Raw genomic sequence first — 15,965 nt, forward strand, 5'->3', positions numbered from 1 at the left:
CCGGCCATAGATTCGTCGTCTCTTGTGCCTCAGTGCCATATATGTGGCGATCCGAAGCTCATACAGTCCTCGATGACCCGACTGGAGGACACGACATGACTGCTGTGCACACACCCGTCGGCGGACCGCAGCTCGAGCAGGTACGCCGCATCGTCACCGAGGTACCCGGACCCCGATCCCAGGAACTTGCCGCCCGCCGATCCGCCGCACTGCCGGCGGGGTTGACCAGCGGCGCGGGCATCTACACCGCGGCCGCCGGTGGCGGAGTCCTCGTCGACGTCGACGACAACTCGTTCATCGACTTCGGTAGCGGTATCGCCGTGACCACCGTCGGCAACGCCGCCCCGCGAGTCGTCGAGCGAGCAACCCGGCAGCTGGCGAAATACACGCACACCTGTTTCCTCGCCACCCCGTACGAGCCGTACATCGCGGTCGCCGAGGCGCTCAACCGGCTCACCCCCGGTGATCACGAGAAGCGGACGGCGCTGTTCAACACCGGCAGTGAGGCGGTGGAGAACGCCGTCAAGTACGCGCGGGCCGCGACCGGACGACCCGCGGTGGTCACGTTCGATCACGCCTTCCACGGGCGGACCCTGATGACGATGACGATGACGGCGAAGAACCAGCCCTACAAGAGCACCTTCGGTCCCTTCGCCCCCGAGGTGTACCGTGCGCCGATGGCCTACCCGTACCGGTGGCCGAGCGGCGCCGAGAATGCGGCCGACGAGGCGTTCGCCCAGTTCGAGATGCTGGTCGATTCCCAGATCGGCGCCGACGCGGTTGCCTGCGTCGTGGTCGAACCGATCCAGGGCGAGGGCGGATTCATCGTCCCTGCCGAGGGCTTCCTGCGGCAGATCGCGGACTTCTGCCGGGACCGCGGGATCCTGTTCGTCGCGGACGAGGTGCAGGCCGGCATCGCCCGCACCGGGACCTGGTTCGCCTCCGAGCACGAGGGCGTCGTGCCCGACCTGGTCGTGACCGCGAAGGGCCTGGCCGGCGGGATGCCGCTCGCGGCGGTCACCGGTCGCGCCGACATCATGGACACCGCGCACGCCGGCGGGATCGGTGGCACCTACAGCGGCAACCCCGCCGCCTGCGAAGCAGCGCTCGGAGTGTTCGAGACCATCGAGGAAGACGGCCTGCTCGAGCGGGCACAGACAATCGGCGACCTCATGTTCCGTGAACTGCGCGACATCGCCGCCACCACCGACCTCATCGGAGACATCCGCGGCCGCGGGGCCATGGTGGCGATCGAACTCGTCCAACCCGGCACCAAGACCCCCAACCGCGAGGCCGTCGCCGCGGTAAACCGCTACTGCCTGACGCACGGCCTGCTCACCCTGACCGCGGGCACCTTCGGCAACGTCCTGCGGTTCCTTCCCCCACTGTCGATCTCGGACGAACTCCTCCTCGAAGGCTTCTCGGTCCTCCGGAACGCGTTCGCCGCTCTGTAATACCCTGCCCCCGAAGAAGGACGACCCCCTCATGACCACACCCGCGCACCTGCTCCATCTCGTCGACGGACAATGGCTCGCCGGCGTCGGCGATACCGTCGTCAGCGCCAGCCCGGCCCAGCCGGACGTCGTCGTCGCCCAGGGACGACTGGCAGACACCGCGGCACTCGACAGGGCCGTCGCCGCAGCTCAACGGGTCAAGCGCGAGTGGACGCGCACCCCCGCGCACGAGCGTGGGGCGATCCTGGTCCGTGCCGCGGCGATCGTGGAGAACGCAGCCTCCGAGTGGGGCACCGAACTCGCCCGCGAAGAAGGCAAAACCAAGCCCGAAGGCATCGGCGAAGTCCTGCGCGCCGCCCAGATCCTGCGCTACTACGGCAACGACGCCGACCGAGACGCAGGCGAGGTATTCTCCTCCCCGCGACGGGGTGAACGCATCCTGGTCACCCGCAAACCCATTGGCGTGGTCGGTGTCATCACCCCCTTCAACTTCCCGATCGCCATCCCGGCCTGGAAGATCGCACCGGCCCTGACCTACGGCAACACCGTGGTCTGGAAACCGGCCAGCACCGTGCCACTCCTGGCGATGCGCCTGGCGCAGGCCCTCACCGACGCGGGACTGCCGAACGGGGTGCTGAACCTGGTGATCGGGAACGGCGCCGTCGGCAACGGCATCGTCGAACATCCCGGCATCGACGCGATCACCTTCACCGGCTCCACCGGTGTCGGCCGCAAGATCGCCGCGTCCGGCGCCGCCCGCGGCGTCCCGGTGCAGGCCGAGATGGGCGGAAAGAACGCCGCCGTCGTCCTCGGCGACGCCGACCTCGAGCTGGCCGCCGAACAGGTGATGTTCGGTGCCTTCCGCTCGACCGGGCAGAAATGCACCGCCACCTCCCGGTTGATCGTCACCGACGACATCGCCGACGACTTCCTCGCCGAACTCGGCAAACGCGCCGACGCACTGAACGTCGGCAACCCCGTCGACGACGGCACCGAGATGGGACCGGTGGTGAACGCCGCCGCCCGCACCTCGATACGAGCCGGGATCGAGCGTGCTATCAAGCAGGGGGCGCGGCGGGTCGCCGGCGGCTACGAGTACTCCGAGGGCGCCTTGGCAACAGGGTATTTCGTTCCGCCGACCATACTCGAGTTGCCCTCGCAAGCTCCCGATGCCTGGCGTGAAGAACTGTTCGGTCCCGTTCTGGCGGTCCGGCGAGCAGGAAGCGTCGACGACGCCTTCGCCCTCGCGAACGACAGCGAGTTCGGACTCTCCGCCGCCGTCTTCACCCAGGATCTCACCCGCGCACTGGACGCCATCGACGACATCGACGTCGGCATCCTGCACGTCAACTCCGAATCCGCCGGCGCCGACCCCCACGTCCCGTTCGGTGGCGCGAAGAAGAGCGGATACGGTCCGAAGGAGCAGGGCCGCTCGGCGCGCGAATTCTTCACCCACACCACCACGGTGTACCTGCGCGGCGGACAGTCGACGATATGAGCACCTATTGCCGTCCGTGTCCTCGAGCATGCCAACACATGGACAACGGCGCTGCAGCGTAACATTCCGGATACGAGTTCGATAGGCACGGAACTCATTTCACTTCGTCGAGCATTCAAAGGGGCATGCTTCGACGAATCCGGATCTGCACCGCCGCACCGGGAATCCGGCACAACCGGACCCCTGGGTGGTCCGGGCGCGGCTCGATCAGCACGCCCGGACCACACGTGCTCCATTCCAGCCGGTGGCTGCCGACAGCCCGATCAGCCTTCTTCGGTCGCAGTGTTCTGGACCACCTCGAACCACGTGGAATCCATCTGGCCGGCTTCAAGTCCCGCGAGCTCTTCACGAGTCGAGCGGAAGGCTTCGTCATGATGCCAGGCCGACCAGTCTTCTCTCGTTTCCCAGACGCCGACAATGGCCCGTTCGAGTGGCTGATCGACTCCTTTCAGAAGCTGCGCCGATACCCAGCCTGGCTTGTCGCGCGCCACAGCAACCCGCTCATGCATTGCGCGGTCCCATTGCTCGGCGCCCTCCTCGCGAAGCACAACTCTCGTGATGATTGTCATCATTCTGGCTCTCCTTTCCGGCCCTTCTCAGAATGGACCCGTGGGGCGGCAAACTCCACGAATGCGGCGGCACGCGGTCGAGACGACCTGTAAGAGGCTGCACCGCAGGATCCCGCCGCCAGCGATCAGTACCGCCGGTTCGCCGGATTGTCGCCGTCTAACACCGCACCCGCGGCGAGCTGCCGCCTGAGGAGGTCGAGGGCCGCGTGCTGGAGGAGGAGGACGGCCTCGACGTTCGTGCCGAGGAGACGCGCCACCTCGACGACCGGTAGTCGGTGCACTATTCGGAGTCGCAGGACCGTCCGGTGGCGGGCGGGGAGGGTGTCCATCAGAGTCGCCGACCCGGCTGTCTCCTCGTCGTCGATGGTCACGACCGGCCTTTCTCTCGGATCGCACCACTGTGTCCGACCCGGTGTCCCAGGGGGAAGGGACCGGCGTCCCGATGGTCCGGGATCCTGCCGACCGACTCCTCGAGCCTGCCCGACGCTTTACGCTGAACGGCATGGCCGCTCTTCGTGCGGAGTGGATCAGGATCTGGCGCAACCCGGCAGACACGCTCGCGACCGTGGCGTTCAACGCCGTCCTGATGATCGGTGCCTGGTTTCTCCTGCCTCGGAACTGGTTGTTCGAGTGGACCGGACCGTCGGGTTTCGCCCTGGCCCTCGCCGGCTGGATGTACGCCGACGTCACCGCCACCAATGTGCTGGCACCGGATCGTGAGCGTGTTCTCGCCGCACTCGACGACCGCGACACGCTGGGCGCGTTACTGGGAGCCAAGGCCGTGGCGTTGTGGATGCTGATCGCCCCGCTGTGCGCGACCATCGCGATCCTCGTGGGTTTCGTCGAGCAGGACTGGTTGTACACCGCGGTGGTGGTGGTCGCGGTGGCGTTGTGCCCGTTCGGCGCGCTGGCCGGGACGAGTCTGGTCGGGGTGTTCTTCCCGTACCACCAGCGTTCCCTGGGGTGGCGGTGGGACCACCGTGCCCGGTGGCGCACCGTCGTGGTCCGGTGGCTGATCCTGCTGGTGGTCCCGTACGGCGTGTTCCCGGCGTTCTCGCTGGCGATCTTCATCGTCCCAGCCGTGCTGTGGCACCTCGTGCGTCCGGCGGACGTGCACTCCCGGATCGGCACCGCCGACTTCGCGCTGTGTGTCGTTCTCGCCGTGCTCATCTCCGCGATCATGTGGGTGATGGCGCGGCGGATCGCGGTGTCACGGATACAGCGGCACGCCCCGCTGGCCGACTATCTGCGCGACCGGGACAGAGGCTGAGCAGCCCCGCCCGGTGACGTGAGCGCCGATGCGCACCCCCGCACACATTCCCACTCACCTGCGCAGGTGAGTGGCAAAGCGTGCCGGGGCACACTTTGCCACTCACGTCAGGAGAGGTGCTTCGGCTGGGGGTGCGACTTGTGGGCCCAGTCCGCGCCGACCTCGTCCTGACTCGATCCCGGCGGGCAGTCGGCGTTGTACCGGCCGGCGTGTTCGAGGGACACGACGACGGACTTCGAGGTGGGACAGTTGCTGCCCGCCGCCGTGGAGTCGAGGGGAACGAGCGGGTTGGTCTCCGGGTAGTAGGCGGCGGCCGACCCGCGGGGGATGTCGTATTCGACGATCCGGAAGTCGTGGGCGCAGCGGACCCGGTCGTCCTCGGCCCAGTGGGTGAAGAGGTCGACCATGTCGCCGTCGTCGAATCCGAGGGCCGCGATGTCGTCGTGGTGCAGGAAGATCACGCGGCGTCCGCCCTCGATCCCGCGGTAGCGGTCGCTGAGCCCGTAGATCGTGGTGTTGAACTGGTCGTGGCTGCGGATCGTCTGCAGGATCACGTGCCCCGGCGGCACCTGCAGCACCTCGATCGGGGACACCGCGAATTCGGCCCGGCCGGAGTGGGTGGGAAACGTCCGGGAATCGCGCGGCGGGTGCGGCAGCACGAACCCGCCGGGCCGCCGGACATTCACCTCGTACCCCTCGCAGCCGGGAACGACCCGCGAGATGTGCAGGCGGATGTTCGCGTAGTCGTCCCGCATCTTCTTCCACTCGATGCCGTACCGGTCGCCGATCGTGGCCTCGGCGATGCGGGTGACGATGCCCACCTCCGAATCGAGATGCGGACTGGCCGGTTTCAGCGGTCCCCGGGACGCGTGAACGGAACACGTCGAGTCCTCGACCGAGATGAACTGGGGACCGCCGGCCTGGACGTCCTGCTCGGTGCGCCCGCGGGTCGGCAGGATGAGGGCTGTGTCGCCGCACACGAGATGCGAGCGGTTGATCTTCGTGGAGATGTGGACGGTCATCCGGGTCCTGCGCAGCGCGGCGGCGGTGACGTCGGTGTCCGGGGCCGCCTGGACGAAGTTCCCGCCGAGCCCGAGGAAGAAATGCGCCTTGTCATCACGCATCGCCCGGATGGAATCGACGGTGTCATAGCCGTTCTCGCGGGGAGGGTCGAAGTCGAATTCCTTCGCGAGGGCGTCGAGGAAATGCCGCGGCGGACGCTCCCAGATGCCCATCGTGCGGTCGCCCTGCACGTTCGAATGTCCGCGCACCGGGAAGAGCCCGGCACCGGGCTTCCCGATGTTTCCCTGGGCGAGTGCGAGATTGGTGACTTCCTTGATGATCGCCACCGAGTTGTGGTGCTGGGTGAGCCCCATCGCCCAACAGAACACGGTGGCGTCGGAATCGCGCAGGAGCCGGGCCGCGTCGGTGATCTGTTCCCGCGACAGTCCGGTCGTGCGGGTGACGACGTCCCAGTCGATGTCGGTGACGTGCTGCTTCCACAGCTCGAACCCGATGGTGTGCTGTTCGATGAACTCGTGGTCGAGGGCGTCCCATCCGACGAGCAGGGAGCCGAACGCCTGCAGCAGCGCGAGGTCGCCGTTGAGCGCGATCGGCAGATGCAGGTCGGACAGGTCGGTACCCGGACCGACCATGCCGCGGGGCGTCTGCGGATTCTTGAAGTTGACCAGACCCGCCTCGCGCAGTGGATTGATCGACAGGATCTTCGCGCCGTTCTGCTTGGCCTTCTCCAGTGCCGACAACATCCGCGGATGATTGGTGCCCGGATTCTGACCTTGCAGGACAATCAGTTTCGCATGATAGACGTCGTCCATCGTGACGCTGGCCTTGCCGATGCCGATCGACTCCTGCAGCGCGATGCTGGTCGATTCGTGGCACATGTTGGAACAGTCGGGCAGGTTGTTGGTCCCGAAAGCGCGGACGAACAACTGGTACGCGAACGCGGCCTCGTTCGACGCCCGGCCGGACGTGTAGAAGATCGCCTCGTCCGGACTGTCCAGGGCGTTCAGCTGGTCGCCGATCAGCGCGAACGCCTCGTCCCAGTCGATGGGTTCGTAGTGGGTGCCGCCGGGCCGTTTCACCATCGGGTGGGTGATCCGACCCTGCTGCCCGAGCCAGTGCTCGCTGTGGCAGTCGAGGTCGGCGATGCTGTGCCGGGCGAAGAATTCGGGTGTCGCCCGGTCCCGCGTCGCCTCTTCCGCCACGGCCTTGGCGCCGTTCTCGCAGAACTCCGCGGCATGACGGTGACCCGGGTCGGGATCGGGCCACGCGCAGCTCATGCAGTCGAATCCCTCGGCCTGGTTCAGCCGCAGCAGCGTCTCAGCCGTCCGGACCACACCCATGTGCTCGAGCGCGCGTTTCATCGACACCGCGACCGCGGTCGGCCCGGCCGCGTGGTCCTTCGGGGGTTCGACGTGGAGGTCGGCCTCGTCGTAGTCGCGTTCCTCGTCCTGGTGCCGCATCGTTCAGCCTTCCGTCACGACGATCTCCCCACCAGACGACCGAGATAGTCGAGGACGTCGTCGGTGGCGGTGGCCGCGGCGGTGAGTGCCACGTAACCGTCGGGGCGTACCACCACCAGCGTGCCACCATGTGCCCCGTACGCGCTGCGCGCGAGGCCGCGGTCGTCGACGACGTCGATGCCGGGCCCGCGGGAATCGCCCACCACCACGTATTTCACGTCGTCGGGTGCGTCCTCGGCCAGGATCTGCAGGGTGTGCCGGGACCCGCCGCCGAACCCGAGAATGGTGAAGTGCGTGCCGCGGAAGACGTCGAACAGCCGCAGCGGGGTGCCGTCCGGGCTCAGGCACGGCGCGTCGGGTGCGCGGTCCCCCGCGCGGACGCCCGTCGTCACGTCCCCGTCCCTCGACAGCGAACTCCACTGATAGCCGAAACCGAGTTGCTGGCCGTCCTCGGTGACCGCGACCCCCAGGCCCTGCGAATCTTCCCGACCGAGGCTCGCGGCCACCTTCTGCAGCCCCTCGCTGCTCACCCCGAGCGTCCAGCGCGCGAGCGGCAACCGCTCCTCCTGATACGTGTCGAGAAGCGACGGATCCGCCGACCCGGCCAGGACCAGCGCGAGTTTCCAGCCGAGGTTGTAGGCGTCCTGGATTCCGGTGTTCATCCCGAGCCCACCGGCCGGCGGGTGAACGTGTGCGGCGTCCCCGGCGAGGAACACCCGACCGTCGCGGAAGCGGTCCACCATGCGCACGTTCACATGCCAGGTGGACAGCCACGTCGGTTCGGACAGTCGCACCCCGGGATCGCAGGCGACGTCGTCCAGAACCCGCTGGAAGTACTCCAGCGACGGCGCGGGCAGGTTGCCCTCCTCGTCGAAGTCCGCGAACGGCACTCCCTGGAACTGCCAGGAATTGATTCCGCGGAACGGGCACAACGCGACGAATCCCTTCTCCGGGTGCGTCCACTGGTACCAGCGATCGGGAACCAGACCGTCGACGGCCACATCGCCGAGGAGCATGCCCTCGATGCCGCCCGTGCCCTCGAACGACACTCCGAGCGCCTTGCGCACCGCGCTGCGCCCGCCGTCGCAGCCGACGAGGTAGCGCGCCATGATGGTCCCGCCGCCGGCGAGCCGGACCGTCACCTTGTCGGTGGTCTGCTCGAATCCGACGACCTCGACGCCACGCTCCACGTCGATTCCGAACTCCGAGAGCCTTTCTCGCAGAATCCGCTCGGTCTGCCACTGCGGGATCATCAGACCGCTGTCGTAGGGCCGATCGGGCGTGGGGCTCAGGTCCGCGTGCGGGTCGCCGTCGCTCACCACCTGCCCGCGCACCGCGACCCGGCTGGGAAGGTGACGGAATCCGGCGTCGACGATCTCGTCGACGATGCCGAGATCGTCCATCACCTCCTGGCTGCGCGCGGTCAACCCCTTTCCGCGCGAACCCGGGAACGGCTCGGGCGACTTGTCGAGGATCCGCACTTCGACGCCACGCCGCGCCAGTTCCAGAGCGAGCGTGAGACCGGTCGGCCCGGCCCCGGCCACCACTGCCTCGGTAGGGCTCATGGCGTCATCGTATTCGCGACGGCACCGATCCCGCGGGAAAGTCGTCGCACATCGGCTCTCGCTCAGAAGTTTCCGCGGGCGGCCTGTTCGCGTTCGATGGCTTCGAAGAGGGCCTTGAAGTTGCCGATGCCGAAGCCGAGGGAGCCGTGGCGTTCGATGAGTTCGAAGAACACGGTGGGCCGGTCGACGAGGGGTTTGGTGAAGATCTGCAGCAGGTAGCCGTCCTCGTCGCGGTCGACGAGGATGCCGCGTTTCTGCAACTCCTCGATCGGGGCGCGGACGTTACCGATCCGCGCCCGCAGTTCCGGGTCCTGGTAGTAGGAGTCGGGGGTGGCCAGGAATTCGACGCCCTCGGCGGTGAGCCGGTCCACGGCGGTGAGGATGTCGTTGGTGGCCAGCGCCAGGTGCTGCGCGCCGGGACCTTGGTAGAAGTCCAGGTACTCGTCGATCTGCGAACGCTTCTTCGCGATCGCGGGTTCATTGAGCGGGAACTTCACCCGGTGGTTGCCGTTGGAGACGACCTTGGACATCAGTGCGGAGTAGTCGGTGGCGATGTCCTCGCCGACGAACTCGGCCATGTTCGTAAAGCCCATGACCCGGTTGTAGAAGTCGACCCAGTGGTCCATCCGGCCGAGTTCGACGTTGCCGACGACGTGGTCGAGGGCCTGGAACAGGCGTTTGGGGGCGCCGTCGCGCTTGGTGTGCGTGGAGGTGCGTGCGATGTAGCCGGGCAGGTAGGGGCCGGTGTAGTGGGTGCGGTCGACGAGGGTGTGCCGGGTGTCGCCGTAGGTGGCGATCGCGGCGAGCCGGACGGTGCCGTGCTCGTCGGTCATGTCGTGGGGTTCGTCGAGGACGACGGCGCCCTGGGCGCGGGCGTGGGCGATGCACTTGTCGACGTCGGGCACCGACAACGCGATGTCGACGACGCCGTCGCCGTGGGCGCGGTGGTGCTCGATCAGCGGGCTCTGGGGGTCGACGGCGCCCTGGATGACGAAGCGGACGGCGCCGGATTCGAGGACGAAGCTGTGGTGGTCGCGGTTGCCGGTGGTGGGCCCGGAGTAGGCGACGAGGGTCATCCCGAACGCGGACTGGAAGTAGTGGGCGGTCTGGGTGGCGTTGCCGACCACCCAGACGACGGCGTCCCAGCCGCTGACCGGGAACGGGTCGCGGGTGCCGTCGTATTCGACGAGCCCGACCAGTTGCTCGAGCTGGCCGAGGTCGAGACCTGCCAGGCGTTCCTTGTCGGTGAGGGTCTGCTCGATCGTCATCGCTGTCTTCCTGGTTCGAGGGACGGAGTGTGGCTGTTGCCTGGGTCACTACGAAAACCCACGTCGCCCACATAGGCAACCGAGCCAGCAGCAGCTAGCCGCAGTGCCACCTTCGACGACCTGCGAGGGGCATTTCATATACAGTCGGACTAGTTGAATCGCTTCGGAGAGGCCCTGCCATGAAGGACGCTGTGCAGTTGGACGAACTCGATTTCGCCCTCCTCGACGCCATGCACGACGACCCGAAGGCGGGCGTACTCGAACTGTCCCGCCGACTCAAGGTCGCGCGGGCCACCGTCCAGGCGCGGGTGCGCAAACTCGAGGAGTCGGGCGTGATCGCCGGATACGAGCCGCGCCTCGACCTCGCCGCCGCCGGGTTCGACGTGCAGGCCTTCGTCACGCTGGAGACAGCGCAGGGCGCACTCGACTCCGTGACTTCGGAACTCGAATCGATCCCCGGGGTGCTCGAGGCCTTCGCGACCACCGGTTCCGGCGACATCCTGTGCCGCATCGCCGCCGGCTCGCACCTCGGGCTGCAGCAGACCCTGATCGATCTGAACAAGTCGAGCGTCGTCGCCCGATCCACCAGCGTGATGGTGCTGTCGGTGATCGTCCCCTACCGGTCGATGCCCCTGCTGCGGACGCTGGACCGACCGCGCTCGGCGAAGGCTCCGGCCTACCGCACAGCGACCGCGGATCCGGATTAGCACCACGATCACCGGTTCTGCTGCACAAACTGAATAGAAGATTCCGGAACTTCTTTCTCGGTGGTGTTCACCGCGACTACCTGTCGGCCGCTCGGTTGCGACGCACGAGTGGCGCCCACCACAGTGATCGCCGTAACAGCGGGAAGCACCATCCCGGCAGCCGAGAAACCGAGAGAAGCGATGAAGAATCTGCTCACCCGATTCGAAGAGAAGGCCCCCGAGATCGTCTTCGAGTGGCACGACACGGAGACCTCCGCACGCGGGTGGACGGTGATCAACTCGCTGCGCGGCGGCGCGGCCGGCGGCGGAACCCGGATGCGCCGCGGCCTCGACCGCCGCGAGGTGGAGTCGCTCGCGAAGACCATGGAAGTGAAGTTCACCGTCTCGGGTCCGGCGATCGGCGGCGCGAAGTCGGGCATCGACTTCGACCCGACCGATCCACGCAAGGACGAGGTGCTGCGACGCTGGTTCAAGACCGTGACCCCGCTGCTCAAGTCGTACTACGGCACCGGCGGCGACCTGAACGTCGACGAGATGGCCGAGGTCGTGCCGATCACCGAGAGCTACGGGCTGTGGCATCCGCAGGAAGGCGTCGTCAACGGGCACTTCGCGGCCAGCGATCGGGAGCGGGTGCAGCGGGTCGGGCAGCTGCGACTCGGCGTCGCGAAGGTCGTCGAGGATGCGCGGTTCACCCCCGATCCGCAGGCGAAGTACACGGTGTCCGATCTGATCACCGGCTGGGGTGTCGCCGAATCGGTGCGGCACTACTACCGGGTCTACGGCGGCGACCTGGCCGGCAAGCGGGTGATCATGCAGGGCTGGGGCAACGTCGGCGCCGCCGCCGCGTACTACCTCGCGCAGTCCGGTGCCCGGATCGTCGGCATCCTCGACCGCAACGGCGGGCTGTCGAACACCGACGGCTACGACTTCGAGCAGATCCGCGCACTGTTCCTCGCGAAGGAGGGCAACGAACTGCGCGCCTCCGGCACGGTGCCGTTCGAGGAGATCAACGAGACGATCTGGAGTTCCGGCGCCGAGGTGTTCCTGCCCTGCGCCGCTTCACGTCTGGTGACCCGCGAGCAGGTCGACAGGCTGATCGCCGGCGGCCTCGAGGTGGTGGCGAGCGGCGCCAACGTGCCGTTCGCGGACGACGAGATCTTCTACGGCCCCACCTACGAGTACGCCGACAAGAGCGTCGCCGTCGTCCCCGACTTCATCGCCAACTGCGGCATGGCCCGCGCGTTCGCGCTGCTGATGGAGGGTGACGTCGAGGTGTCGGACGAGGCGATCTTCGGTGACGTCTCCGCCACGATCGCGACGGCGCTCGAGCGCTGCTTCGCCCGTTCCCCGCAACCGACCGGAATCGCCGGTACCGCGTTCGAGATCGCACTCGATCAGCTCGTCTGACGGACCGGGAGAACCCATGAACACAGTGCACGACCCACCGGCCTCCACCACGCGCCTTCAGCAGGCGATGAAACCGCGCCAGTTGGTGATGATGAGTCTGGGCGGCGCGATCGGCGCCGGACTGTTCGTCGGCTCCGGCGCGGGCATCGCCGTCGCCGGGCCCGCCGTGCTCGTCTCCTTCCTCATCGCCGGATTCCTCGTCGTCCTCGTGATGCGGATGATGGGCGAGATGGTGGCCGCCGACCCCGACAGCGGCGCGTTCTCCGTCCACGCCGAGAACGCGATGGGCCCGATCGCCGGCCGGACCATCGGCTGGCTCTACTGGGTGCAAGTCGTCATCGTCGTGGCCGCAGAAGCGACCGCGGCGGCCGCGATCACCGCCGCGTCGATACCCGCCGTTCCCCAATGGGTGGCGGCCCTGGCGTACATGAGCGTGCTGACCGCGGTGAACCTGGCGGGTGTCTCCCGCTTCGGTGAGTTCGAATTCTGGTTCGCCGCACTGAAGATCGTCGCCATCGTCGCGTTCCTGGCGGTCGGCTGCGCGATGATCCTGGGCTGGATCCCGAGCTTCGACGCACCCGGACTGTCGAATCTCACCGGCCACGGCGGGTTCGCCCCCAACGGTGTCACCGGCATCGCGGCCGGCCTGCTGATCGTCGTGTTCGCGTTCGGTGGCACCGAGGTGATGGCGATCGCCGCCGCCGAGACGTCGGAGCCCAAGCGCAACGTGAGCCGGGCGGTGCGGTCCATCGTGTGGCGGATCCTGGTGTTCTACGTCGGTTCGGTCCTGATCATGGTGACGGTGCTGCCGTGGACCGCGGACGAACTCGCGACGGGCCCGTTCGTCGCGGTCCTCAACGCCGCGCACGTGCCCGGCGCCGGCGCCGTGATGACGGTCGTCGTGGTCATCGCACTGCTGTCGTCGCTGAACGCCATGCTGTTCAGTGGTTCCCGGATGATCTACTCGCTGTCCGAGCGCGGCGCGGCCGCGAAGGTGTTCGGCCGGGTGTCGGGCAACGGCGTTCCCCGGGTGGCGGTGCTGGCGTCGGTGGCGTTCGGGTTCGTCACCGTCGTCCTCAACTACCTGGCCCCCGATCGCGTTCTCCCGCTGCTGCTCAACGCGGTCGGGTCGACGATCCTGGTGTTGTGGACGTTCGTCACGGTGTCGCAGATCGTGTTGCGGCGGCGCGCCGAGAAGTCGGGGCGAACGGATCTGCCACTGAAAATGTGGTGCTTCCCGTATCTGTCGTATGTTGCCCTCGCGCTGCTCGCCGCGGTCGCGGTGCTGGCGTTGTTCGACGACGCCGCACGCAACCAGCTGTTCGCGACGCTCACGTTCACCTGCGCGATCACCCTGGCCTGCTGGGTGCTCGGGCGTCGGCAGCGCGCCGCGGCCGCCGACGGCACACCGGAGAAGACACCCGAGACCGTCGGCTGACCGGACGCCGCCGCGGTCTCACGGACGTCGAGGGGTCGTCCGTGAGACAGCGCGGTCTCCCGCTCAGCGGACACTTTCCGATCGTCGCATGACCTGCTGCCCTACCGTCGACCGCACAGAACGAAGGGGCCGGGAATGACCACACCACCAGACGTTTTCGCTCCGGCCACCCTGGGTCCCCTCACGTTGCGCAACCGGATCATCAAATCCGCCACGTTCGAGGGGCGCACGCCCGACGCACTCGTCACGGACGAACTGATCGAGTTCCACCGCCGACCCGCTGCGGGTGGTGTGGGGATGTCGACGGTGGCCTATTGCGCCGTGGCACCCGAGGGTCGCACCGAACGCGGGCAGTTGTGGATGCGCCCCGACGCGGTGCCCGGGCTGCGCAGGCTCACCGACGCCATCCACGCCGAGGGTGCCGCCGCGAGTGCGCAGCTCGGTCACGCCGGACCCGTCGCGAACGAGAAGTCCACCGGACTGCCCGCGCTCGCACCGTCCCGGTCGTTCAACCCGTTGAGCATGCGGATGATCCGCAGCGCCACGGCCGCCGACATCGCCAGGATCACCACCGCCCACGGCACCGCGGCGCGGATCGCGGTCGAGTCCGGTTTCGACGCCGTCGAGATCCACTTCGGCCACAACTACTTCGCCAGTGCGTTTCTCAGCCCGAAGCTGAACCGCCGCACCGATTCCTACGGCGGATCACTGGAGAACCGGGCCCGGGTGGTGCGCGACGTCGCCCGGACCGTGCGCGACGCCGTCGGCGGCCGGGTCGCGATCCTCGCCAAACTCAACATGGACGACGGCGTGCCCGGCGGCTTCTGGCTCGACGAGGCCATCCAGGTGGCCCGGCTGCTCGAGCGCGACGGCAGCGTCGATGCCCTCGAACTCACCATGGGCAGTTCACTTCTCAACCCGATGTATCTGTTCAAGGGTGACGCACCGGTACGGGAGTTCGCGGCCGCCATGCCGCAGCCAGTTCGCCTCGGCGTCCAACTGGTCGGGAAGTCGATGATCCACACCTACCCCTACCGCGACCTGTTCATGCTCGAGCACGCCCGCCAGATCCGTGCGGCGGTGACGTTGCCGCTCGTCCTGCTCGGCGGCGTCACCGACCGGGCGGGCATGGACACCGCCATGGCCGAGGGCTTCGAATTCGTCGCCATGGCCCGGGCACTACTGCGCGAACCCGACCTGGTGAACCGCATCCGGTCCGAACCCCGCACCCAGTCACTGTGCATCCACTGCAACAAATGCATGCCCACCATCTTCAGCGGCGCGCGCTGCGTGCTCGTCGAATAGTCGGCGGCTACCAGCTGGTCTGCGCCAGAACGGCATCCAGCGCCCCGTAGCTCTCGTTCATGCCGCCTTCCATGCCGGACTGCAGCATGCCGTCGCGCTCTTCCGGGGTGTGGAACTGGCTGACCACGGACAGCTGGGTGCGCCCGTCCCCGAGGTCGGTGTACGTGTTGTTCTCGATGATGACGTGGCCGGGCATGCCGTCCCACTCGAAGGTGTACACCAGACGCTCCTCCGGGGTGATCTCCCGGAAGCGCCCCTCGAATCCGTGGGAGTCGCCGTCCGCGTGTTCGACGACGCGCCAGTGCCCGCCGCGCTCGAATTCCCAGCGCTCGACGTCGAGGCGGTTGCCGCGACCCCACCACTGCGCCAACAGTTCCGGTTTCGTGAACGCCGCCCACACCCGGTCGCGCGGGGCGTTGAAGACGCGTTCGACGTGGATTTCCCGGTCCGTGGGCGTCGAGAGGGTGGCGGTCGTGGGACTCTGCGAGGTGCTCATGACGTGCCTTCCGTTCGATTGAGGAATTCGTCCAGACGATTCAGCCGCCCGTCGAGCGACCGCTGATAGTCACGGATCCAGGCCACCTCATGCTCGAGGGAATTGGACCCCAACATGCAGTACCGCACCCGGCCCCGTTTCTCGGTCACGACCATCCCCGCCCCTTCGAGCAGCCGCACATGTTTCTTGATGCCGGTGAGCGTCATCTCGAAGAGTTCGGCGAGGTCGCTGATCGTGCACGCGCCTTCGCCGAGCCGGTCGAGAATCCCACGCCGGGTGGGGTCTGCCAGCGCAGCGAACGTGGCGTCGAATGCGGAATGCTGAACCATCTAGTTCAGTGTTGCATGCGCCCACGACTCCGTCAACGGTTTTCGACTTCACACCCACGGCATCTCGGAGCCGGTACGGATCGGTAACGAATCCGGACGACCCGCCAGTCGGTGCGATGGACGTCTCCAGCGCGTCGTTAGCGTCGAATCCGTCGAGACACTTCGGGCGCGGAGGG

At 67.5% G+C, this 15,965-nt stretch carries 14 protein-coding genes; 7 read left to right on the plus strand and 7 right to left on the minus strand.

All coding sequences use genetic code 11. The features are described 5' to 3' along the window. The first annotated feature begins 95 nt into the window (after positions 1-95). Together gabT and ROP_RS13695 are read left to right on the plus strand one after the other, a co-directional pair. Positions 96-1,454 carry a 4-aminobutyrate--2-oxoglutarate transaminase gene (gene gabT, locus ROP_RS13690; RefSeq protein WP_043824722.1) on the plus strand — a complete coding sequence of 453 codons (1,359 nt, stop codon included), beginning with the start codon at positions 96-98 and terminating at the stop codon, positions 1,452-1,454. A 31-nt stretch (positions 1,455-1,485) separates the two neighbouring features. Then, positions 1,486-2,952, plus strand: a complete 1,467-nt coding sequence (locus ROP_RS13695) for an aldehyde dehydrogenase family protein (RefSeq protein ID WP_012689963.1) — start codon at positions 1,486-1,488, stop codon at positions 2,950-2,952. Between the two features lie 263 nt (positions 2,953-3,215). On the opposite strand, the gene ROP_RS13700 is transcribed toward ROP_RS13695, so the two are convergent. Both ROP_RS13700 and ROP_RS13705 read right to left on the minus strand, forming a co-directional pair. Next, positions 3,216-3,524 carry an antibiotic biosynthesis monooxygenase family protein gene (locus ROP_RS13700; protein ID WP_012689964.1) on the minus strand — a complete coding sequence of 103 codons (309 nt, stop codon included), beginning with the start codon at positions 3,522-3,524 and terminating at the stop codon, positions 3,216-3,218. A 122-nt stretch (positions 3,525-3,646) separates the two neighbouring features. Continuing rightward, positions 3,647-3,892, minus strand: coding sequence for a sigma factor-like helix-turn-helix DNA-binding protein (locus ROP_RS13705; protein ID WP_012689965.1), 246 nt, complete (start codon positions 3,890-3,892; stop codon positions 3,647-3,649). Between the two features lie 131 nt (positions 3,893-4,023). Between ROP_RS13705 and ROP_RS13710 the strand changes: the two genes are divergently transcribed. Continuing rightward, positions 4,024-4,791: a hypothetical protein gene (locus ROP_RS13710; protein WP_043824725.1), complete on the plus strand. Its 768-nt coding sequence runs from the start codon at positions 4,024-4,026 to the stop codon at positions 4,789-4,791. A 107-nt stretch (positions 4,792-4,898) separates the two neighbouring features. On the opposite strand, the gene ROP_RS13715 is transcribed toward ROP_RS13710, so the two are convergent. From ROP_RS13715 to hppD, 3 genes are all read right to left on the minus strand, one after another. Beyond that, complete coding sequence (locus ROP_RS13715; protein WP_012689967.1) at positions 4,899-7,274, minus strand: FdhF/YdeP family oxidoreductase; 2,376 nt, start codon at positions 7,272-7,274, stop codon at positions 4,899-4,901. Positions 7,275-7,288: 14 nt separating this feature from the next. Continuing rightward, positions 7,289-8,839, minus strand: coding sequence for an FAD-dependent oxidoreductase (locus ROP_RS13720; protein ID WP_012689968.1), 1,551 nt, complete (start codon positions 8,837-8,839; stop codon positions 7,289-7,291). A 62-nt stretch (positions 8,840-8,901) separates the two neighbouring features. Next, complete coding sequence (hppD, locus tag ROP_RS13725; protein WP_012689969.1) at positions 8,902-10,107, minus strand: 4-hydroxyphenylpyruvate dioxygenase; 1,206 nt, start codon at positions 10,105-10,107, stop codon at positions 8,902-8,904. A 179-nt stretch (positions 10,108-10,286) separates the two neighbouring features. Here hppD and ROP_RS13730 point away from each other — a divergent pair, with 179 nt between their 5' ends. From ROP_RS13730 to ROP_RS13745, 4 genes are all read left to right on the plus strand, one after another. Further along, positions 10,287-10,814, plus strand: coding sequence for an Lrp/AsnC family transcriptional regulator (locus ROP_RS13730; RefSeq protein ID WP_012689970.1), 528 nt, complete (start codon positions 10,287-10,289; stop codon positions 10,812-10,814). Between the two features lie 180 nt (positions 10,815-10,994). Further along, entirely contained in the window at positions 10,995-12,221 is a 1,227-nt protein-coding gene (locus ROP_RS13735; protein ID WP_012689971.1) for a Glu/Leu/Phe/Val dehydrogenase dimerization domain-containing protein, read from the plus strand. A gap of 16 nt (positions 12,222-12,237) precedes the next feature. Beyond that, complete coding sequence (locus tag ROP_RS13740; RefSeq protein ID WP_043824727.1) at positions 12,238-13,659, plus strand: amino acid permease; 1,422 nt, start codon at positions 12,238-12,240, stop codon at positions 13,657-13,659. Between the two features lie 135 nt (positions 13,660-13,794). Continuing rightward, positions 13,795-14,964, plus strand: a complete 1,170-nt coding sequence (locus ROP_RS13745) for an NADH:flavin oxidoreductase (RefSeq protein WP_012689973.1) — start codon at positions 13,795-13,797, stop codon at positions 14,962-14,964. 7 nt (positions 14,965-14,971) lie between these two features. Here the strand turns inward: ROP_RS13745 and ROP_RS13750 are convergent, their stop codons facing one another. After that, positions 14,972-15,460 carry an SRPBCC family protein gene (locus ROP_RS13750; protein WP_012689974.1) on the minus strand — a complete coding sequence of 163 codons (489 nt, stop codon included), beginning with the start codon at positions 15,458-15,460 and terminating at the stop codon, positions 14,972-14,974. Further along, complete coding sequence (locus tag ROP_RS13755) at positions 15,457-15,789, minus strand: ArsR/SmtB family transcription factor (RefSeq protein WP_012689975.1); 333 nt, start codon at positions 15,787-15,789, stop codon at positions 15,457-15,459. The genes ROP_RS13750 and ROP_RS13755 overlap by 4 nt, the downstream gene beginning before the upstream one ends. Positions 15,790-15,965 lie beyond the last annotated feature (176 nt).

The organism is Rhodococcus opacus B4, from assembly GCF_000010805.1.
Taxonomy (GTDB): domain Bacteria; phylum Actinomycetota; class Actinomycetes; order Mycobacteriales; family Mycobacteriaceae; genus Rhodococcus_F; species Rhodococcus_F opacus_C.